Below are 20216 nucleotides of genomic sequence, written 5' to 3'. Positions count from 1 at the left end.
TAGTTAGGCGGTTTTTTACTGTTTATATTAAGATAAGTATTAATTTAGTTGAATATAAAGTTAAATCTGTTATAATAAAATATATCACCTTAATTAAAATAAAAAATTCAAACAAATGATAAACTAGACAGTTAAGAGGGAGATGACTATGAAGAAGAAGATCTGTATATTATTAGCACTTATTATGTTAGTTTCGGTTGGTTGCAAAGAAAAAAAAGCTTTAGTAACCAATGTTATAAATAAAGTAGCAGAGAAGCAAAACGAAGAAAAACAGCCAGATAAGCAAGATGATAATAAAACTGAAAAAGAGCAAGAGAAACCAAAGGAATACTATGGTCAAGCACTTAGCTCATCTAGGAAGAATGGCTCAGTGAAGGTTTACGAAAAGCCAGATAACAAAAGCAAAGCTATTTGCTCAATCAAAGATTTAGAGATGGTTAAACTTCTAGAAACAGTACCATATGGATGGTTCAAAGTAGAAGTAGATGACAACAAAATTGGCTATATGGACGCAAGAAGAGTTAGAGCCGAAGAAATTCCACCACATAAATATAGTGAAAAAGCAGATGGATACAACTTAGTATTTACACATAGTGACCAAAAACTAAAAATATATAAAGATGGGCAGTTAGTTAAGGAGTGTTTAGGGTCAAGTGGATTATGGGATTACTTTACACCAAAGGGTGTATTTGAGTTAGAAAAGAAAAGAAGAGGAAAATGGGCATATATAGACAGATTCAATATGGGATTTAAATATTGGGTAGGATTTAAAGGTATATATTTATTCCACTCAGTTCCATACAATAAAAAACAAGAGCTTTTAGTAGAAGAAGAGAAAAAACTTGGTGAGCCGGCAAGTCATGGTTGTATAAGATTACCGGTAGAGATTGCAAAATATATATACGAAAATGTACCAGAAGGTTCAAAAGTTTTGATATATTAGTTTAGAAGAAATAGGTATCTTTACAGATACCTATCAGACTGTAGACAAAAGCCCAATTTCTGCGTTGTTGTTAAAATTTCCGTTGCTCACTTACCTCTAAGTAAGCTCTGCTACTCAATTTTAACACGCCTTGAAATTGAACTCTTACTACAGTCTGCTATTTAGATGACTTTGTCATCAACCTAATAGGTATCTTTACAGATACCTATTATTTTTTTGATTCATAATACTTAAAAGTTAGAAGAACCTTAGCTATGTAAAATAAAATATCCTTGATGTATAAAAAAATCACTAGTCAATTGACCCAAAACAACAACAAAAGAGACATATTACTCTAATAAGGATTAAAACAACATCTCTTACCATTTAGTTCCCAAGGAAATAGTTTTAGAAAAGGGTTTTTTCTTAAAGAAACCATTTTTTTGACTTTCAGGCATAGCGATTGTTTTCCACATATTGTTGTACAAGCTATTTCTCATAGTATTTATATTGAAAGAAGAATAAACAGTAGATAATGCAAAGAGACCCTCTATCCATGCTATTAACTCTAGAGCTAAAGCATTGGTATCCAAATCTTTTCTTATTTTATTGTCTTTTTTACCTATCTCAATCATTTTAATAAACACATTTTTTAAAGTATCATAATAACGATCTATCCTTTCTTTTACCGCACAAAAACGATTTATGCCTAGATGTAATAAGTTCAGCATATTAACTGGTTTATCATAGCTATTGCCGACAAGTAAAGATAAATTACTATTAAACTCAAAAAGCGTAGTAAAAATTGACTCAAGCATTTGTCTAGATGATTTAATATTTTTTATAGAATCCGTCAGACTTTTTTCTAGAGAATCCATTATGTAATTTATACAGGTTGTAAATAGGTCTTCTTTGCTTCGGAAATAATAGTAAATAGATGGTTTTTTAATACCAATATCCTCAGCAATCATCGAAAGGGACGTTTTTTCATATCCCCAAATCAAAAAATTTTTAATAGATGCAGTAATTATCTTATCTTTCGTAGTCAACATAACTCCTCCTTTACCGACCGTTAGGTAGATTATATTATAAAATTAGAGTAAAGTGAAGTGCTTTTTTGTTGTTGACATGGGAAAAATAAGCTTTTATAATGTGGATGTATCGGGAAATGACTATGACACATGGGAAATATTCAGACAATTTAAAAAAATAATAATTATCTGCAAGATTAAAAATATAAAATAGTTTCTAACAGAATAGTAAAGACTATCTGTAGAATATACTTCCGGAAGAAAAAAATATTTACTTAGGAGGCTTTGAAAATGAATAAGAAGTCACAAGCTAGGCCTTTTATAACGGCAGATAAAATATTGCCTGAATTCACAGGATTATCAATATTTATGGGTGTATTGTTAGCTGTTATATTTGGTGGAGCAAATGCATATTTAGGATTGAAGGTAGGGATGACAATAAGCGCATCAATACCAGCAGCAGTTATATCTATGGGTATTGTTAGAGGTTTATTAAGAAGAGAATCAATACTAGAAAACAATATGGTGCAAACAATAGGATCAGCAGGTGAGTCATTGGCTGCTGGTGCAGTGTTTACTTTACCTGCTTTATACATATGGAGCAGAGAGTGGAACATGAATGTAACAAGCTTTTTCACAATAACAGCTATAGCTTTATGTGGAGGAATATTAGGAGTATTATTCATGGTACCACTTAGAAAAGCACTCATAGTTAAAGAACATGGTGTATTACCTTATCCAGAAGGAACTGCTTGTGCAGAGGTATTATTGGCAGGAGAAAAAGGTGGATCAAAAGCAAAAGCATGTTTCACAGGACTCGGAATTGGAGCATTATACAAATTTATAGCTGATGGATTAAAATTATTTCCTAGTGAAATAGAGACAACTATACCTGGCTATAAAGGGGCAGCTATAGGAGCAAATGTATTGCCAGCATTATTAGGAGTTGGATTTATTATTGGACCTAGAATATCAGCTTATATGCTTGCAGGAGCAGTACTTGGATGGTTTGGATTTATACCATTGATAGCAAACATAGGTCAATTTGGAGAGATCATAATGTATCCAGCGACTGATCCAATAGGGATACTTTCGCATGGAGATATTTGGAATTATTATATAAGATACATTGGTGCAGGTGCAGTTGCATTTGGTGGTATATTTAGTTTAATAAAATCTTTGCCATTAATTGTGCAAACATTTAAAGATACTATTAAAGATTATAAATCCAATATAAGTGGAAATTCAGAAACCAGAACAGATAGAGATATGCCTATCAAAATAGTTATTATAGGCAGTTTGACAGTTGTATTAGCAATGATGATGTTACCAATAATACCAGTAGGTTTTGGAGGGGCATTGTTGATAGCTATATTTGGATTCTTTTTTGCAACTGTATCATCAAGAATTGTTGGATTGGTAGGTAGTTCATCAAACCCAGTATCAGGGATGACAATAGCAACTTTAATAATAACAGCAATTATATTTAAAGCAGCTGGTAATAACGGTCATGAAGGTATGATAGCAACGTTATCAGTTGGAGCTGTTATATGTATTATAGCAGCAATGGCTGGAGATACATCTCAGGATTTAAAAACAGGATTTTTAGTTGGAGCAACTCCAGCAAAACAACAATATGGTGAATTAATAGGTGCAGTAGCAGCAGCTTTAGCAATAGGAGGAGTATTGACATTATTAGATGGTGCATATCAACTAGGCTCAACAGAGTTACCAGCACCGCAAGCAACATTGATGAGGTTGGTAATAGAAGGTGTTATGGGAGGAAGTTTACCTTGGGCATTAGTATTTACAGGAATAGGAGTAGGTGTGACTATAGAGCTATTAGGGTTGCCAGTACTTCCTATAGCGATAGGGTTATATTTACCGATACATCTAAGTACTCCGATAATGGTTGGAGGAGTTATTAGAGGCATTCTTAACAAAATCCACGAAAATAATGATGAAAGACGTGAAGAGATTAAATCAAAAATTGATTCAGGAATACTTTATTCATCAGGGCTAATAGCAGGAGAAGGATTGTTAGGGATAGTATTAGCTGTATTTGCAGTATTAGATATTGACTTTGGATTAGGTATCAATATTGGAAGAATAGGAGCGTTAATATGCTTTGGATTATTAACATATACGCTAATAAAAGCGTCATTACTCAAAAAGGTGAGTAATAAATAAGACTTAATTATAATGATTTAAATTTTACATTTAGTATAAACTATGATGATTAACGAGGTGCGATTATGAGAAAAAAAATAAAGAAGACAGATAATTTTTTAGAGTTAATCCCAGTTAGGAAGGAATCACAAGAATGGATTTTCAATGATCAAGAGTTAGTTCAAATAATAATACCTAGGAATGGAGTATTGGATAAAGCGGTTAGAGTGTTTTTTAAAACACCTAAGGTCATGAAAATAGATTTAGATGAACTTGGAACAACAGTTTGGATAGCTATAGATGGAAAAAAGACAATTGAAGAAATAGGGAAAATAGTAAAAAAGAAATTTGGAGATAAAGCAGAACCATTGTACGAACGACTGGGTACTTATATCAATATTTTAAGAAATAACAAATTTATAACACTGGAGACTAATTAGATGTTTTCTTTTATTTATAAAGTTTTAATTATTGCAGTAACAGTAGCTTTCTTAGGTTCATGGGGAATTATAAAACAACAGAGAAAAGAACAAGAACTTATAGATAAGTTATATAATAAAGCCTCAAAAAAAATCATCAAAGCTTTAAAAATCAATGATTCTTTGTCAGATAAACAAATAGAGGTTATTTTAAAAAACATTAAAGCTTCATTATTTTGGAGTAAGAGTCAGATTAAAGTAACAAATGTAAACACTTTGAAAAAAGAGTTGCTTAAAAAGATGATAGATAAAGATATGATAATCACTAGAATTAATAAGGGGAAAGTAGTATATTGTTTGAATAAAAATTGATTAACATAAAGATTTTTAGTATCAAATAAAGACAGGTAAGAAAACATGAAACAAAATTGTCTTATAAGTATATATCATCTATACGAGGTATTTGAGTATTTACTAAGTATTAAGAAGATTTATTGATTTAAAATTAGAAATATTAAGGGCTGTCCATTTGGACAGCCCCCTTTTAATGCTCCTATCCAAAACAATCAAAAGTTGTATTTTCACAGTACCTATGCTGCTTTTTTAAATAATGGTGTTCTCGGGTATTTCATTTAAATTAACCTTTTTAACATATCATATTTCTGATTTATTGTTTATAATATCACCATACTTCAGAGTGTAAAAAAATCGGCAGATAATTGTGTATAAATGATTGCCCTTTAACGTCAGCTGGGTTATAGTAACCCTCATTAGAGACTTTTTTTATAGACCATATCAATTACCGTTTCATTTCCAACAAAATACCTAGCTGGTACACTAAAACTACTATCTTCGTATCCTGGCACAGGTGATATTAGAATAAATCTTTCTTTTTTCAAAAACGGCACTCTCCTTAAACTCAATAAATATAAAGTATGAATGTAATATTATTTGATAGAGATATGTAATGAATAAAAAGAAGTGTTAAAAATGAAAAAAGTGGACATTAAAAAATAAAAACATGCATATATATTAATAGATATAGGTCTGTATAAGAAAGCGATAAACTATTGCCACATAAATAGTGGAATAATTAATAAGGAGGGTGAATATGTCTGTAGAATTGATAAGAGATTTACTAAAAATAGAACAAACAGTTGGAAAAGAGCAAACCCAAGCATTAGTAGAGGGTGAGATTTTATGTCCAGAATCAAGACCAAAAATCGAAAAAATATTAAACTTAGATGGGAAAGCAGAGATAACAAAAATTAAAGTAATAAAGGATAGACTATTGATTAGTGGAGAGATAAAGTTTGATCTATTATACAAATCATTAGAAGAAGAAAGTCCAGTCAATACAATAAAAGCCAGAACAGATTTTAACGAAGAAATAGATTTAATAGGAGCACAAGATAACATGGTACCAGAAGTTAATATAGAAATAGAACATTTAGAATACGATAAAAGTAGTGAAAGTAAAGTAGACGTGAAAGCTGTTTTATCGATAGATGGAAGAATAAAATCAAAAAATACAATAGACATAATAAAAGACATAAGAGGTTCTGAAGGTTTGCAAGTCAAAAGAGAAAATATTAAATACAATCACATAATAGGAAATAGTGCTAACAAAATATTAATAAAAGAAGCATTTGAAATTAAAGATTATATGCCAGATATAATAGATGTATTGAGAATAAATGCAAAAGCATTCGAGAGAGAGACGAAAGTAGTAGACAATAAAGTTATTATAGGTGGAATAGTGGAGTTATCAGTACTCTATAGTGGAGAAGATAAGAATATAAACAATATGAAAAAAGAAATACCATTTACACATTTTACAGAACTAGAAGGTGCATTAAAAGACATGAATTCAAGTATAAACTTAAACTTACAGGAGCCGACTGTTAAAATTAACGAAGACATAGAAGGCAAGAATAGAATAATTGACTTTGAAGGATATATAAACATAGGATGCGAAGTTTACGAGCAAAAAGAAAAAGAAATAGCAATAGACACATATTCAGTTAGCAAAGAGTATAATTTAGAAAGACAAGAAGTTGATGTATTAGAATGTTTAGCTAATATAGCAACAAAAGAGACATTCAAAGGAAGTATAAAAGTAATAGATAATACTGATATAATAAAAGATATATATACAGTAGAGGCTAAGCCGATCTTAACAGAGCATAGAATACTCGACAACAAGATGTTTATAGAAGGTATAATAGAATTAGGGATGCTTTACTTAGAAGAAGAAGGAGAGGAAATAAAAAATTCAACAATAGATATGCCATTTAAGACATTTGTAGATATAGATGGAGCTGAGGAGAGTACGGGTGCAGAGGTCAAAGTTAATTTAGATAACGTAAAATATAGCAAATTAAGCTCTAAAGAAGTAGAAGTAGAAGTATCATTAAAGAATAACATAAAAATCAATCGCATCAGAAATATAAGCTTAGTAACAAATATGGAAGAGTTAGATAGTGAAATAGATATATCAAAGCAACCTAGCTTAACAGTTTATATGGTTCAGCCTAATGAAACTATTTGGGATATAGCTAAGAAATTTAATACAACAATAGATGATTTAGTATCAACAAATGACATAATATCATTAGACAATATTATGCCAGGAGAAAAGATTATCATACAGAAAAAAATTAATATAGTGTAAATAATACACCTGATAAGTCGCTAAGAGATGTAAGATAGCATCTCTAGCGACATTTTTTATTATATAGAATATAACAAAAAATTAAAGTAAAGTACTCCGTATTTTTAACAATAAAAAATATTTTTGATTTATACTAATAAGAGTTATATAATTATATAATGAGCACAATATCGATTGAGAGTAATAACCTGATTTTTTACATAAAACTAAAGATAGGATAATAAATGGAGTGATGATATGAAAGATTTGCACATAAAAGCCTATGCAAAGATTAATCTATCATTAGATGTCATATCAAAAAGAGAAGATGGGTACCATAATCTAAATATGATTATGCAACAAATTGACATATATGATGAACTTACGTTAATAGAAAGTAATGACATAATAGTAGAATGTGATAACATAAAAATACCAACAGATTCTAGAAACCTAGTTTACAAAGCTTGGAAAGCTATAACTAAAAAATATAGCTTAGAAAAAGGAGTACGTATAATAATCAACAAAAACATACCAGTAGCGGCAGGATTAGCAGGAGGAAGTTCAGATGCAGCAGCAGTATTAAAAGGGCTTAATAAGCTATGGCAATTAGGAATAAGTGATCAAGAATTAATGAATATAGGGATAGAAATAGGAGCGGATGTTCCATACTGTATAAGTGGAGGAACTATGCAGGCAGAAGGAATAGGCGAAAAATTGACTAAACTAGATTCATATAAAGGCAAATTAGTATTAATAGCTAAGCCAGATATTGATGTATCTACAGCATATGTATACGGAAACTTAGATCTTGACAAAGCACAAAGCAACCATCCTAACATAGAAAAAATAAAAGAATATATAAGAGTAAATGACATAAAGTCCTTATCTAAGCATATGGGAAATACACTAGAATCAGTAACCATTTGCAAATATCCAGAAATAAATGCTATAAAACAAAAGATGGTAGAGTACGGAGCCTTGGGAAGCTTAATGAGTGGTAGTGGACCGACAGTTTTTGGACTATTTGATAATGAAAAGGATTTAGACAATTGTTATCATAAGCTGAAAAATACAGTGAAGTACGTCGCAAAAACAGTAACTATATAAAAATCTGATTGGAGGGGAAAAGATGAATGAGCTTCAAGGATTAAATTTAAACAATTATAAACCGTTAAGAGAAATAGTGTTTAATCATCTTAGAGAAGCTATAATAAAGGGTGTATTAAAACCAGGGGAAAGATTGATGGAGATACAGCTAGCAGAAAAATTAGGAGTAAGTAGAACTCCAGTAAGAGAAGCAATAAGAAAATTAGAGCTAGAAGGATTAGTAATAATGGTAGCAAGAAAAGGTGCGTATGTAGCCGATGTATCACTCAATGATATAATAAATATATTTGAAATCAGAGGGGCATTAGAAGAGCTAGCGGCTCAGTTAGCAACGGAGCGTATAAGTGATCAAGAACTGATGTTGCTTCAAGCCAAACATGCAGAGTTTGAAGCCTGTTTTTACAAAGATGATAACGATTTAAAATTACAAAAAGACATAGAATTTCATGACATAATATATAAAGCTACAAGGAATAATAGATTGATAAGTATGTTGGATGGATTAAGAGAGCAAATTGGAAGATATAGAAAAACATATATGAACAGTTTTGATTTAGCGCATAAAGCAGGAGTGGAGCATGAAAAACTATTAAGTGCAATAGTTAATAAAGATGGCAACGTGGCAAAAGAATGCGCAAGAGCACATATTGAGTCATTAAAAGAGAATATATTACAGCAATCAAAAAATAAGCTAGGGATATAATACAACAGTCTATAGCATTGAGGAGGATAGCTGTATGTATGACTTTGTAATTGTTGGAGGAGGACCAGCAGGTGCCACATTAAGTAGATTGATAGATAAAAAGTACAAAATACTTATTATAGAAAGAAGAACCTTTAAAGATGAATTTTCTGCATCTAGTTACAAATGCTGTGGAGGATTGTTAGCTCCAGATGCACAAAAGGTGCTTGCACAAATGAGTTTAGGATTACCAAAAGAAGTTTTACAGAGCCCGCAGATATTTGCAGTAAGAACTATTGATTTGAATACATCAATAGAAAAGTACTACCAAAGGCACTATATAAATATTGATAGGCAAAAGTTTGATGAATGGCTATTATCATTACTAGCTGAAAACGTGGAAATTAAAAAAGGGTGTATATATAAAAAATATAAACAAGAAAATAATCAAATAGAAGTATACTTTACATATAAAGGGAAATTGCATATTGTTAAAACAAAGCATCTTATAGGAGCAGACGGAGCAAATTCAATAGTACGAAATCAAATGTCCGATACTAGAAATGTCAGAGAAAACTATATATCTATACAAGAATGGTACAAAACAGATAGGCATCACTCCTATTTTGGAGCAATATTTGATAAAACGATAACCGATTTTTATTCTTGGGTTATTCCAAAAGGAGAATATTTATTATTAGGGTCAGCACTTAATAATGATGCTAAGGTTTTAGAGAAATTTGATAGGTTAAAACAAAGGTTAGAGTCTAGAGAGTATTTTAAATTTGGCGAAAAAGTCAAGAGGAATGGTGCATTTATAATTAGACCTCGTAGAAAGAAGCATATATATATAGGTAACGATAAGATATGGTTAATAGGAGAAGCAGCAGGCTTCATTAGTCCAAGCTCGGCAGAAGGGGTGAGCTATGCATTTAGAAGTGCTATATTGCTTGCAGAAGCAATCAACAAATATTATAACGTATATAATCAATACAAAAAGAGTTCTAATATCTTAAAAACAAATATATTATTAAAAATGATAAAAAGCCCTGCAATGTACCAGCCAACCCTAAGAAAGCTGGCAATGAAATCTGGAATTATGAGTATACGTAAAATGATGGAATAATAATACTGAAATATTAGAAATGTTTCTATATGAAAATAATATAGAGACATTTCTTTTTTTTATTCCAATACAAAAATGCATAACAAAACATCAATAGCAAATAATAAATCTATGTTTATAGGTATTATTTTAAGAATAGAAGAGTGGTGATACACATTTTAAAAACATTTGTAAAGCAAATCAATAACATAGCTAATATATATTTTGTATTTTTATTAGTTTTCATAGGTGTTTTTACATATTTTGGAGATGCAAAAAGATTTAAAAATTTAGGACTTGATAAAGAAACAAAAATTGCAAAAGTAATAGGCGTTATTTATATGATAATAGGACCAGTGTTGTTTGGTTTATCAAAACTAATCAAATAAACAAGAAAAGAGGGTTGGTATGAGGCTATTAAATAGAAAAGATGATGATAAAAATAAAAAAGATATAGCGATACCATTTGACAAAGAAATCGAAAAAAACATATCAACTATAAGAGAGACTCTAAAAGACTGTGATGACATAATCTATAGAGAATTTTTAGTAGGGCAAAGGCAAAATCATAAAATGGCAGTCATATTTACGGATGGACTTGCAAACAAAGATCAAGTGAGTAATTTTGTTTTGGAGTCATTAATGCAGCAAGCTAGAATGACAAAACCACAAATAGATGATCAGAGTTACGATCTTTATGATTTAATTGTTAAAGGAAGCGTAGCTATGACAGAAACTAATCAGATAGAAGATCTCAAAGAAGCAATCGATAACATACTGATTGGAGAAACAGTATTATTAATAGATGGATATCAAAAGGCAGTGGTAGTTGGGACAAGAGGATGGCCAATAAGAGGATTATCAGAACCTGAGACAGAGACAGTAATAAGAGGACCCAGAGATGGTTTCGTTGAAACCGGAAAAGTAAATACAACACTAATCAGAAGAAGAATACGAGACCCAAAGCTAAAATTGAAATATATACAAATAGGTAAGCGATCAAAAACAGATATAGCAATAATGTATATAGAGGACATATGTAACGATAAACTTCTAAAAGAAGTAAACAATAGATTAAAGGACATAGATATAGATGCAATCATAGACAGTTCATATATAGAGCAACTTATACAAGACAATTCTATATCTCCATTTCCACAAGTAGAGAATACAGAAAGACCCGATGCCGTTGCAGCAGCATTATATGAGGGTAGAGTAGCTATTATAGCCGATAATACTCCATTTGCATTATTAGTTCCAGCAACACTTGATATAATGCTTCAATCATCAGAGGATTACTATGACAGATGGACAATAGCATCATTTGTTAGAATTATAAGATATTTAGCACTTATCATGACATTAACACTTCCGGCTTTATATATAGCAATAACATCATATCATCCTGGAATGTTACCAACAGGACTTGCGTTGTATGTTGCAGCAACAAGGATGGGTGTTCCTTTTCCAGCATTCATAGAGGCATTTATGATGGAAATGACATTAGAATTACTAAGAGAGTCTGGAACTAGAATAGCAGGTCCAATAGGTACAACAATAGGGATAGTAGGAGGTTTAGTTATAGGGCAAGCAGCAGTAGAAGCAGGAATTGTTAGTCCACTAATGGTAATAATAGTAGCTCTTACAACTATATCTTCATTTGTATTACCAAATTACAGCTTTGCATCTGGCATACGATTGACAAGATTTTTTATGATGGCAGCAGCAGCAGTATTGGGATTATACGGAATGATGCTCGCATTGATAATACTAGGCACACATCTAGCAGATTTAAAAAGCTTTGGCTCACCTTATCTAGCACCATATTCTAGCTTTGTAAATCAAAGCCAAGATATAGAGGACAGCATAGTTAGATTTCCATTTAAGCTTATGAAAAGGAGACCGATGTTTTTATCAGTAAAAAATAAAGTCAGGATGAGAGACAATAGTATTAACAAAGGAAAAAACAAAGAAAAAAATGAAAAACAATGAGGTGAGCATGATGATTGCTAACAATAGAAAAATAACAAAAGCGCAAAATGTAACCATGATGATATCTTCAGTAATAGGGGTAGGGATATTATCACTTCCCAGTGATTTGGCAGAAGTAGTGGGAACAGACGGATGGATAATATTGATAATAACAGGACTACTATCAATGGCAGCACTTTATGTAATAACAAAGCTGATGCTTTCATATAAAGACTATACACTAATTGAGATAGGAAGAGAGTTAGTAGGAAGACCAATAGGAGATATAGTGTCATTAGTGTATTTGATTTATGCAATAATATATATTGGGTTAATAGTGAGAATATTTGCAGAAGTGGCAAAGATGTTTTTGCTAATTAATACACCAATAGAAATTATAATAATTACAATGCTACTAACAACTGCTCATCTAACAAGAAAAGGAATAGAATGTATAGCAAGAATCATACAGGTGACTATCCCATTAGTAATAATACCTATAATTATACTATGGCTTTCACTATTTCCAAACCTAGATATAAGTAACATATTACCCGCATTTAGGACAAATTTTATATCTATGGCTAAAGGCATCCCAGTAGCATTTTTCAGCTTTACAGGTATAGAAATAATTTATTTTACTACAATATACGTTAAAAATCCCAAAAAAAGTATTAAATTTAATATGATAGCACTGGCGAGTATAGTTGGCATATATATAATGGCATTTATAGTGTGTATATTTAGATTTGGGAAAGAAGAGACAGTGCATTTGATATGGCCCACACTATCATTGATGAAAACTATAAATCTACCCGGAGCATTTATAGAAAACGTAGAAGGGGTAGTAATGGCTCTATGGGTACTTATGGTGTTAGGAACACTAGTAGTGCAGTTTTATTGTGGAGCTCAAGTGCTTTCAAGGGTTACGGGATCAAAAGAGTTTGATTTCTTTGTATTACCAATGATTTTATTTATATACTTTGTAGCCTTATTGCCAGATAATATAGTGTCAGTATATAACTACATTTATATGTTAAATAAATACTTATCATCATTTTTGATTATAGTCGTTCCAGTAGTGTACTACATAGTATCACTGTTAAAAAAGAAAAAAAGGGGGACAGCAAATGAGTGATAAAAAGATTAGAGTGATATTATATCAGCTTATATTAATAGTGCTCCTAACGGGTTGCTGGGACAAAGTAGAAATAAACGAAAGGGCATTTGTATCAATAATAGGAATAGACAAATATATACAAGAAGGCAATAAAATTCCATTAGACTTGGAAAGGTTTGAGGTGACATACGTATATCCAAATCTTATGGCTATAGGTAAAAATGCAAAAGGCACCCCTATATTTTCTATAAGTGATGTGGGAAATAATTTATTTGAAGTATCAAAAAAGCTTACAACTACATCAAACAAGACAATATTCCTAGCACATACAAAAGCTATAATATTGGGTGAAGAATTGCTCAGGAATCAAAACATATTACATAAAGTACTAGACGGATTATCAAGAGACCCTTCAATAGGTAGAAAAGCCAACGTCTTAATAGCAAAAGGAAAAGTAAAAGAGCTATTAACAATCAAAGCAGATGTAGAGCCAATGTTAGGAGTATACATTTCAGAGCTCTTAAAAGCAAAAGAAAGAGGAGGTAGATTTTTACCAATTACATTGGGCGATTTACTACAAAAACTACATAACCAAGGAACTGCATTAATGCCTGTGATTAGTTCATATGGCAATAGATTAAGGATTAATGGGTCAGGGATAGTTAAAAATTACGAGCTTGCAGGATACTTAAATGGCGTTGAAAATGAAAGTATTATGATTTTACTAAACATGCTTAAGTCAGATGAAATAAGCTTTAGACATAATGGGACAACAATCCCATACATAATAACAGACTCTAAAGCTGTAAAAAAAGTAGAAGATAAAAAAGAAGAATTGATAGTAACTTTTAACATCAATTTAGAAGGATATATAGAGCAATATAAGTTAGAGACAGATCAAAAGATAATGGAAGATAATCTAATAAAAGTAATGGAAAAAGAAATAGAGGCAAGAATAAAAAAACAACTACAGGCATTAATAAAAAAAATACAAGTTAATTATAATGTAGATATATTTGGAGTAGGTGAATATTTGAAAAAATATAAGCCAAGCACATGGGATAGATATGAAGATGATTGGAACAAAAAATTTCAAAATATACCAGTTAGAATAGAAGTAAATGCAAAAATCCGAAGAATAGGGATGATTAAATAATTGAACAATTGTTCAAAAAAATGCTCAACGTAGACATATGTTCTAAGCAATGGTATAATAAGACCAATTACAAACGTTTTCATTAAACGTTTTATACAAAAGAAAGGAGAATTATTAGATGGATAGTGTAGTATCGTTTTTTCAACAGTTTGTTAACAAATTCTTAGGTCAAGCACCATTATTATTAGGAACAGTTGTATTTATAGGTTATTTATTATTAGGTAAGAAATTTTATCAAGCATTATCGGGATTTATAAAAGCATTTGTAGGATTTAAAATCTTACAAGTTGGTACAGGAGGACTAGTTAAAACATTTGCACCAATAATAAACTCATTGACATCTAAATTTGGAATAAAAGCATTTGTAATTGATCCATATTTTGGGCAAACATCAGCTCAAGAAGTTCTAGATTCAGCAAATTCCTTGCAGTATATCGGTTACGTAATGCTAATAGCATTTGCTTGGAACATCTTGTTGGTTGCATTTAGAAAGAGAACAAAAATCAGGACATTGTTTATAACAGGACACATTATGTATCAGCAATCAGCTGTATTGTTATGGGCATTATATTGGGTATTAAGAGGAACAAATACAGTAGTGACAACTCCAATAATAGTAGTTTCAGGTTTTTTAATAGGAACATACTGGTCAGTTATGTCTAATCTTATTATAGAGCCAACACAAGAAGTGACAAATGGAGCAGGTTTTACAATAGGACATCAACAGATGTTTGGTTCATGGCTTGCGTATAAATTTGGTAAAGTTATAGGAAACAAAGAAAAATCAGTTGACAACGTGAATCTACCAGGGTGGCTATCAATATTTAACGACAACATAGTTTCAAACGTTGTACTTATGACAGTGTTTGTAGGAACAATTATGGTAATAATAGGGCCAGAAGGCTTTGAGTATAATAAGAGTAAATATTTATTTGGAACATATATTTTTGAAACAACAGCGTACTTTGCTGTATATATAACTATTATATTAACTGGTGTAAGAATGTTTGTTGCAGAGTTAACGGAATCATTCCAAGGTATATCAAATAAAATATTAAAAGGTTCAGTACCAGCGGTTGACTGTGCTGTTACGTTTGGATTTGCTCCAAATGCACCAACGTATGGATTTATATTTGGGTTCTTTGGTCAAATGATTGCGATAGGTATATTAATAATATTAAAATCACCAATATTAATAATAGCAGGGTTTATCTGCTTATTCTTTGATAATGGGACTATAGCAGTATTTGCAAACAAATCAGGTGGACGTAGAGCAGCAGCAATAATTCCGTTTCTAGCAGGTATGATACAAGTGTTTGGTTCAGCGTTAGTATTGACAGTTCTAAAAGGAAATGAAAACGTAATAGGTTGGATGGGAATGTTTGACTGGGCAACGCTTTGGGCAGGAACAACATTGCTTACGAAATCATTAGGTATAGTAGTGCCGATAGCATTAATAGGATTATTACTTATAATACCACAAATACAATACAAGCGTAATTCAAAGAATTACTTTACAACAATGAGAGAAGAGAAATAATAAATATAAAAGTGTGATTATGTGAGAACTAAGTTATACAGAGTATATAAAACTCATATAACACACGAGGGCTGTCTCAAGCTTCGGCTCGAATGAGACAGCCCATTAATATATAAAATTGACAATAACGCAATGAACATATGTTCAAAAACACATACAATATTGACATGTGTTCAGTTTGTGATATATCATATAACTATAAAGTTAAATGGAGGAATAATTATGATAGAAGGATTTAAATTAAATAAAGACTTCATACAATTTGCTGATAGCGTAAGCGACTGGCAAGAAGCAATTAAATTATCAGCAAAGCCATTGCTAGATAATGGATTAATAGAAGAATCATATATAAAGGCTATGATAGATTCAGTAATAGAACATGGACCATATATAGTTATAGCACCAAATATAGCTTTACCACATGCAAGACCTGAGGCAGGTGCAAAGAAAGTTGGGTTTAGTATATTAAAGCTAAAAGAATCGGTAGCATTTTCTAGTGAAGAAGATCATAAAGCAAAACTATTGATAACATTATCATGTTCTGACTCTTCAACACATATTGAGATGCTACAAGCATTAGTAGCAGTACTATCGGATCAGAAAAAATATGACGCAATATTTAATGCGCAAACAGCAGAAGAGATGTTAAGCATATTTGCTTAGCTAATTATGGTAGCAATGGAGGAGGATATATGAGTAAAGTAAATGAAATAACAAGAGAAAAATGGATATTAAATACATTCCCTGAATGGGGAACATGGTTAAACGAAGAAATAGAGCAAGAAGAAGTTAAGCCGGGGACATTTTCTATGTGGTGGTTAGGTTGTACAGGTATTTGGGCGAAATCAGAAGGAGATGCAAATATATGTATAGACCTATGGGTAAAATCTGGTAAGAGAACAAAATCAAATCCTCTAATGAGAGAGCAACATCAACATCAAAGAATGATAGGTTGCGTAAAATTACAACCTAATCTAAGAAATGTACCAGTAGTACTAGACCCGTTTAAAATAAAGAAAGTAGATGCTATATTAGCAACGCATGATCATGGAGATCACATAGACGAAAATGTAGCAGCAGCTATAGTTCAAAACTTTGACGATGTACCTTTTATAGGGCCACAGGCTTGTGTAGATTTATGGATGAGCTGGGGAGTGCCAAAAGAAAGATGTATAGTAGTAAAGCCAGGAGATACGGTTAAAATAAAAGATACAGAGATAGTTGCATTAGACTCATTTGACAGAACAGAACTGGTAACAGCACCAAAAGGAGTAATATTAAAAGATAAAATGCCTCAAGATATGGATAGACTTGCAGTAAATTATCTAATCAAAACACCAGGTGGAAATCTATATCACAGTGGAGATTCTCATTACTCAAATTATTTTGCAAAACATGGTAATGAATACAAAATAGATGTTGCGCTAGGATCATATGGAGAAAATCCAAGAGGAATGACAGATAAGCTTACATCAGTGGATATGTTAAAAATGGCAGAATGTCTAAATACAAAGGTAATAATACCAATACACCATGATATTTGGACTAACTTTCAAGCAGATCCAAATGAAATACTAGTATTATGGAAGATGAAAAAGGATCGATTAAAGTATAAATTTAAACCATATATCTGGCAAGTAGGTGGTAAATTCACTTACCCAGATGACAAAGATGGTATGGAGTATCACTACCCAAGAGGTTTTGATGATGCATTTGAAATAGAGCCAGATTTGCCATTTAAATCATTATTATAAGGAGTGAAGAAGATGTTAAAAGTATTAGCAGCATGTGGAAATGGAATGGGATCAAGTTTAATAATCAAGATGAAAATAGAGCAAGTATTAAAATCGATGAATTTAGAATTTACAGTTCATCATGCAAGTGTAGGTCAAGCTAAGAGTGAAGTTAATAATTTTGATTTAGTATTAGTAGCACAAACATTTGTTGGAGAATTTAAACCAACTGGAGATACAAAAGTAGTAGGATTAGTGAACTTACTTTCAGAAGATGAAATTAGAGAAAAGGTTACAAAGGCTCTAGGTTTATAGGACAAGAGGAGGTGTTCGGAGAATAGAGCACCTCTTTTTTAATCAAAATTAAAACATAAACGGAGGTATAACATGAAACCAAAATTACAGGTAGCATTAGACAACACATCTTTGAGTCAGGCATTAGAATCAATTAGACAGATAGGTCATGTAATAGATGTAATAGAAGTAGGAACAATTTTACATGTTGCAGAAGGATTAGAACCAGTTAGGTGCCTTAGAGCATTGTATCCAGATAAGATAATTCTAGCAGATATAAAGGGCGCAGATGCTGGTAGTTTATTAGCAAAACAGTGTTATGGTGCAGGAGCAACTTGGATGACAGTAATATGCTGTGCAGAGATACCTACAATGAAAGGTATGCTAGATGTAGCAAAAGAAACAGGAAAAGATAGAGATGTTCAAATAGAACTTTATGGAGATTGGACATGGGAACACGCAGAGAATTGGAAAAAAGCAGGATTAAGCCAAGTTGTATACCACAGGTCAAGAGATGCTCAAGCAGCGGGTAAAAACTGGGGAGAAGAAGATCTTAACAAAATAGGAAAGCTTTGCGATATGGGCTTTAAAGTAACAGTTACAGGTGGACTTACAATAGATGATATCAAGCTATTCAAAGATTTTCCAATATATTGTTTTATAGCAGGTAGAAGTATAAGAAATGCAGATAATCCTGAAATGGCAGCAAAATCATTTAAAACAGAGATAGATAAATACTGGGGTGCTGATAGCAATGAATAATTTAAAATATAACCCTATAGGGATATATGAAAAAGCAATGCCAAATAGCTTTGATTGGAAGCAAAAAATAGAAGTCGCAAAAAAAGCAGGGTATGACTTTATAGAAATATCTATAGACGAAAGTGATGAAAGGCTAAGTAGACTTAACTGGAGCAAAAAAGAAAGAGTAGAATTAAAAGAACTACTCAATCAAAACGATTTTCACATTAAATCTATGTGCTTAAGTGGGCATAGAAAGTTTCCGTTTGGAAGTAAAGATGAGAAAGTCAGGAATAAAGCATACGAAATAATGGACAATGCTATAAGATTAGCTGTGGATTTAGGGATAAGGAATATCCAACTAGCTGGATATGATGTGTATTATGAAACTGGTGATAAAGAAACAGAAGATTTATTCATAAAAGGGCTTATCTACGCAACAGAGAAAGCATCAAGAGAAAATATAATGCTATCTATAGAGATCATGGACACAGAGTTTATAGGAACAATAACTAGATGCCTAAAATATATAAATACAGTTAAATCACCTTGGCTAAATATATACCCAGATTTAGGCAACTTAACACAATGGGCAGAAGACCCATCAAAAGAACTAGAACTTGGAATTAGCCATATAGTAGCAGTACACCTAAAAGACACAAAACCGGGGGTATTCAAATGTGTACCATTTGGAGAAGGGACAGTTGATTTTTCTGGGCTACTTAACAAATTGAGAATTTTAAAATACACCGGTCCGTTTTTAGTAGAAATGTGGGCAGACAATGACAAGATGCAATCAGAAGACGAGATAGTAAATCAAATAAAAACAGCAAGACTTTGGTTACAAAAAAGAATGGAAGAAGGATTGACATGTTAGAAAAATTAAAGCAGCAAGTATTTGATGCTAACTTAGAACTAGTTAAACAAAATCTAGTAATATACACTTGGGGTAATGTAAGTGGTATTGATAGAGAAAGTGGGTTAGTTGTCATAAAGCCTAGTGGTGTTGATTATGCTACGATGAAAGTAGAAGATATGGTAGTAGTTGATTTAGATGGAAATGTCGTAGAAGGAAAGCTTAGACCATCATCAGATACACCTACTCACTTAGTGCTTTACAAAACGTTTAAAAATATTAATGCAGTAGTGCATACGCATTCGGAAAACGCAACAGCATGGGCTCAGGCAGGTAGAGATATACCAAGTTATGGGACAACACACGCAGATTATTTTTATGGAGATATACCATGTACAAGAAAGCTGACAGAAAAAGAAATTAATAAAGAATATGAAATTGAAACAGGAAATGTTATAATAGAGACAATAATAAGTAGAAATGTTAAGCCGTTGGAAATGCCAGGCATAATAGTATGCAATCACGGACCATTCTCATGGGGAAAGAATCCTCATGATGCAGTACACAACGCAAAAGTATTAGAAGAAGTTGCAAAAATGGCATTAAAAACAGAGCAGATAAACAACTCAGTAAATAGAGTGGATAAAGTATTATTAGACAAACATTATCTAAGAAAACATGGTAAAAGCGCTTATTACGGTCAAAAATAAAATA

General features: G+C 31.7%; 21 protein-coding genes. 19 read left to right on the top strand and 2 right to left on the bottom strand.

Annotated elements, in window-relative coordinates; all coding sequences use genetic code 11:
- Window positions 1–148: 148 nt before the first annotated feature.
- Window positions 149–943 (top strand): L,D-transpeptidase family protein, encoded by a 795-nt coding sequence (locus P3X86_RS17195; RefSeq protein ID WP_483293963.1) that lies wholly within the window; start codon window positions 149–151, stop codon window positions 941–943.
- Between the two features lie 359 nt (window positions 944–1302).
- Here P3X86_RS17195 and P3X86_RS17190 read toward each other — a convergent pair whose 3' ends face one another.
- The gene (locus P3X86_RS17190; RefSeq protein WP_483293962.1) at window positions 1303–1971 is read right to left on the bottom strand and encodes a TetR/AcrR family transcriptional regulator; all 669 of its coding nucleotides are present in this window, start codon (window positions 1969–1971) and stop codon (window positions 1303–1305) included.
- A gap of 273 nt (window positions 1972–2244) precedes the next feature.
- Here P3X86_RS17190 and P3X86_RS17185 point away from each other — a divergent pair, with 273 nt between their 5' ends.
- From P3X86_RS17185 to P3X86_RS17175, 3 genes are all read left to right on the top strand, one after another.
- Window positions 2245–4143, top strand: a complete 1899-nt coding sequence (locus P3X86_RS17185) for an OPT family oligopeptide transporter (RefSeq protein ID WP_483293961.1) — start codon at window positions 2245–2247, stop codon at window positions 4141–4143.
- A 65-nt stretch (window positions 4144–4208) separates the two neighbouring features.
- Window positions 4209–4562, top strand: a complete 354-nt coding sequence (locus P3X86_RS17180) for a PqqD family protein (RefSeq protein ID WP_483293960.1) — start codon at window positions 4209–4211, stop codon at window positions 4560–4562.
- Window positions 4563–4913 (top strand): hypothetical protein, encoded by a 351-nt coding sequence (locus P3X86_RS17175; protein ID WP_483293959.1) that lies wholly within the window; start codon window positions 4563–4565, stop codon window positions 4911–4913. It abuts the gene before it with no gap.
- Window positions 4914–5311: 398 nt separating this feature from the next.
- Here P3X86_RS17175 and P3X86_RS17170 read toward each other — a convergent pair whose 3' ends face one another.
- Window positions 5312–5440, bottom strand: a complete 129-nt coding sequence (locus P3X86_RS17170; RefSeq protein ID WP_483293958.1) for a hypothetical protein — start codon at window positions 5438–5440, stop codon at window positions 5312–5314.
- Between the two features lie 212 nt (window positions 5441–5652).
- Here P3X86_RS17170 and P3X86_RS17165 point away from each other — a divergent pair, with 212 nt between their 5' ends.
- The 15 genes from P3X86_RS17165 (at window position 5653) to P3X86_RS17095 (ending at window position 20212) form a co-directional block, all read left to right on the top strand.
- Window positions 5653–7215 (top strand): DUF3794 and LysM peptidoglycan-binding domain-containing protein, encoded by a 1563-nt coding sequence (locus P3X86_RS17165; RefSeq protein WP_483293957.1) that lies wholly within the window; start codon window positions 5653–5655, stop codon window positions 7213–7215.
- Between the two features lie 237 nt (window positions 7216–7452).
- Window positions 7453–8304: a 4-(cytidine 5'-diphospho)-2-C-methyl-D-erythritol kinase gene (ispE, locus tag P3X86_RS17160; RefSeq protein WP_483293956.1), complete on the top strand. Its 852-nt coding sequence runs from the start codon at window positions 7453–7455 to the stop codon at window positions 8302–8304.
- A gap of 22 nt (window positions 8305–8326) precedes the next feature.
- Complete coding sequence (locus tag P3X86_RS17155; RefSeq protein ID WP_483293955.1) at window positions 8327–9007, top strand: GntR family transcriptional regulator; 681 nt, start codon at window positions 8327–8329, stop codon at window positions 9005–9007.
- Between the two features lie 34 nt (window positions 9008–9041).
- Window positions 9042–10112: an FAD-binding protein gene (locus P3X86_RS17150; protein WP_483293954.1), complete on the top strand. Its 1071-nt coding sequence runs from the start codon at window positions 9042–9044 to the stop codon at window positions 10110–10112.
- Window positions 10113–10258: 146 nt separating this feature from the next.
- Window positions 10259–10480 (top strand): CLC_0170 family protein, encoded by a 222-nt coding sequence (locus P3X86_RS17145; RefSeq protein WP_483293953.1) that lies wholly within the window; start codon window positions 10259–10261, stop codon window positions 10478–10480.
- Between the two features lie 19 nt (window positions 10481–10499).
- Entirely contained in the window at window positions 10500–12083 is a 1584-nt protein-coding gene (locus P3X86_RS17140) for a spore germination protein (RefSeq protein WP_483293952.1), read from the top strand.
- 7 nt (window positions 12084–12090) lie between these two features.
- On the top strand, window positions 12091–13200 hold the full coding sequence (locus tag P3X86_RS17135) for a GerAB/ArcD/ProY family transporter (protein WP_483293951.1): 1110 nt from the start codon (window positions 12091–12093) through the stop codon (window positions 13198–13200).
- A complete protein-coding gene (locus tag P3X86_RS17130) occupies window positions 13193–14338 on the top strand; it encodes a Ger(x)C family spore germination protein (RefSeq protein WP_483293950.1) in 1146 nt (381 codons plus the stop codon). Before P3X86_RS17135 ends, P3X86_RS17130 begins: the two co-directional genes overlap by 8 nt.
- Before the next feature lie 118 nt (window positions 14339–14456).
- A complete protein-coding gene (locus P3X86_RS17125; protein WP_483293949.1) occupies window positions 14457–15878 on the top strand; it encodes a PTS sugar transporter subunit IIC in 1422 nt (473 codons plus the stop codon).
- A 222-nt stretch (window positions 15879–16100) separates the two neighbouring features.
- Window positions 16101–16541, top strand: a complete 441-nt coding sequence (locus P3X86_RS17120) for a PTS sugar transporter subunit IIA (protein ID WP_483293948.1) — start codon at window positions 16101–16103, stop codon at window positions 16539–16541.
- Window positions 16542–16570: 29 nt separating this feature from the next.
- A complete protein-coding gene (ulaG, locus tag P3X86_RS17115; RefSeq protein WP_483293947.1) occupies window positions 16571–17632 on the top strand; it encodes an L-ascorbate 6-phosphate lactonase in 1062 nt (353 codons plus the stop codon).
- Window positions 17633–17644: 12 nt separating this feature from the next.
- Window positions 17645–17926, top strand: a complete 282-nt coding sequence (locus P3X86_RS17110) for a PTS sugar transporter subunit IIB (RefSeq protein WP_483293946.1) — start codon at window positions 17645–17647, stop codon at window positions 17924–17926.
- Window positions 17927–17998: 72 nt separating this feature from the next.
- Window positions 17999–18667: a 3-keto-L-gulonate-6-phosphate decarboxylase UlaD gene (locus P3X86_RS17105; protein ID WP_483293945.1), complete on the top strand. Its 669-nt coding sequence runs from the start codon at window positions 17999–18001 to the stop codon at window positions 18665–18667.
- Window positions 18660–19523, top strand: coding sequence for an L-ribulose-5-phosphate 3-epimerase (locus P3X86_RS17100; RefSeq protein ID WP_483293944.1), 864 nt, complete (start codon window positions 18660–18662; stop codon window positions 19521–19523). Before P3X86_RS17105 ends, P3X86_RS17100 begins: the two co-directional genes overlap by 8 nt.
- Window positions 19517–20212 (top strand): L-ribulose-5-phosphate 4-epimerase, encoded by a 696-nt coding sequence (locus P3X86_RS17095; RefSeq protein WP_483293943.1) that lies wholly within the window; start codon window positions 19517–19519, stop codon window positions 20210–20212. The genes P3X86_RS17100 and P3X86_RS17095 overlap by 7 nt, the downstream gene beginning before the upstream one ends.
- Window positions 20213–20216: the final 4 nt, after the last annotated feature.

The sequence above is a fragment of the Abyssisolibacter sp. ZYX002 genome (assembly GCF_056892235.1).
The sequence above is the reverse complement of the archived record's forward strand: the minus strand, read 5'-3'. Positions and strand labels throughout refer to the sequence as shown.

Bases quoted from the DNA above. Each gene is read 5' to 3' on its own strand.
- P3X86_RS17195 (WP_483293963.1), top strand. From the start codon at position 149: ATGAAGAAGAAGATCTGTATATTATTAGCACTTATTATGTTAGTTTCG.
- P3X86_RS17185 (WP_483293961.1), top strand. From the start codon at position 2,245: ATGAATAAGAAGTCACAAGCTAGGCCTTTTATAACGGCAGATAAAATA.
- P3X86_RS17180 (WP_483293960.1), top strand. From the start codon at position 4,209: ATGAGAAAAAAAATAAAGAAGACAGATAATTTTTTAGAGTTAATCCCA.
- P3X86_RS17175 (WP_483293959.1), top strand. From the start codon at position 4,563: ATGTTTTCTTTTATTTATAAAGTTTTAATTATTGCAGTAACAGTAGCT.
- P3X86_RS17165 (WP_483293957.1), top strand. From the start codon at position 5,653: ATGTCTGTAGAATTGATAAGAGATTTACTAAAAATAGAACAAACAGTT.
- ispE (WP_483293956.1), top strand. From the start codon at position 7,453: ATGAAAGATTTGCACATAAAAGCCTATGCAAAGATTAATCTATCATTA.
- P3X86_RS17155 (WP_483293955.1), top strand. From the start codon at position 8,327: ATGAATGAGCTTCAAGGATTAAATTTAAACAATTATAAACCGTTAAGA.
- P3X86_RS17150 (WP_483293954.1), top strand. From the start codon at position 9,042: ATGTATGACTTTGTAATTGTTGGAGGAGGACCAGCAGGTGCCACATTA.
- P3X86_RS17140 (WP_483293952.1), top strand. From the start codon at position 10,500: ATGAGGCTATTAAATAGAAAAGATGATGATAAAAATAAAAAAGATATA.
- P3X86_RS17135 (WP_483293951.1), top strand. From the start codon at position 12,091: ATGATGATTGCTAACAATAGAAAAATAACAAAAGCGCAAAATGTAACC.
- P3X86_RS17130 (WP_483293950.1), top strand. From the start codon at position 13,193: ATGAGTGATAAAAAGATTAGAGTGATATTATATCAGCTTATATTAATA.
- P3X86_RS17125 (WP_483293949.1), top strand. From the start codon at position 14,457: ATGGATAGTGTAGTATCGTTTTTTCAACAGTTTGTTAACAAATTCTTA.
- P3X86_RS17120 (WP_483293948.1), top strand. From the start codon at position 16,101: ATGATAGAAGGATTTAAATTAAATAAAGACTTCATACAATTTGCTGAT.
- ulaG (WP_483293947.1), top strand. From the start codon at position 16,571: ATGAGTAAAGTAAATGAAATAACAAGAGAAAAATGGATATTAAATACA.
- P3X86_RS17110 (WP_483293946.1), top strand. From the start codon at position 17,645: ATGTTAAAAGTATTAGCAGCATGTGGAAATGGAATGGGATCAAGTTTA.
- P3X86_RS17105 (WP_483293945.1), top strand. From the start codon at position 17,999: ATGAAACCAAAATTACAGGTAGCATTAGACAACACATCTTTGAGTCAG.
- P3X86_RS17100 (WP_483293944.1), top strand. From the start codon at position 18,660: ATGAATAATTTAAAATATAACCCTATAGGGATATATGAAAAAGCAATG.
- P3X86_RS17095 (WP_483293943.1), top strand. From the start codon at position 19,517: ATGTTAGAAAAATTAAAGCAGCAAGTATTTGATGCTAACTTAGAACTA.